Below are 534 nucleotides of genomic sequence, written 5' to 3'. Positions count from 1 at the left end.
GCCCGCCTCGCCGGCGGCGGCGCGGGCGGCGCCGGCTTCGCGCTGCGCGTCCAGCTCGGCGCGCTCGTCGAGGTGCTGCAGCGCCTGCACGCCGGGCGCGGCCTGCGCATCGAGCTGGAGGCGGACGAGCGCGCCTGGCCGGTGGACCGCGAGGACATGCTGGAGCTCTTCGGCAACCTGCTCGACAACGCCTGCAAGTGGGCGCGTGCGCGGGTGCGGGTGGTGGTGGCGCCCGATGCGGAGACGGCGCGGCTCGCCTTCAGCGTGGAGGACGACGGGCCCGGCGTGCCGCCCGAGCTGCTCGACCGCCTCGGCACCGCCGGCCTGCGCGCCGACGAGTCCCGCCCCGGCCACGGCCTCGGCCTGGCGATCGTCGGCGACATCGTCGCCCAGTACGGCGGCACGATCCGCTTCGGGTGCAGCGAAGCGCTCGGCGGCCTGCGCGTGGATGTCGAGTTGCCGCTACTCGGTTGAGTGCGGCGGCGCGCGGCGGTGGCCGCGGCGGTGGCGCGGCGGTGGCGCGGCGGTGGCGCG

The 534-nt window shown here is 78.3% G+C and carries 1 protein-coding gene; it reads left to right on the top strand.

Translation table 11 applies throughout. The annotated features are described in order from the left end of the window. A partial coding sequence (locus C667_RS23810) for an ATP-binding protein (protein ID WP_004392323.1) occupies positions 1-474 on the top strand: 474 nt, incomplete at its 5' end. Positions 475-534 lie beyond the last annotated feature (60 nt).

This window comes from Thauera phenylacetica B4P, assembly GCF_000310225.1.
Taxonomy (GTDB): domain Bacteria; phylum Pseudomonadota; class Gammaproteobacteria; order Burkholderiales; family Rhodocyclaceae; genus Thauera; species Thauera phenylacetica.
The sequence above is the reverse complement of the archived record's forward strand: the minus strand, read 5'-3'. Positions and strand labels throughout refer to the sequence as shown.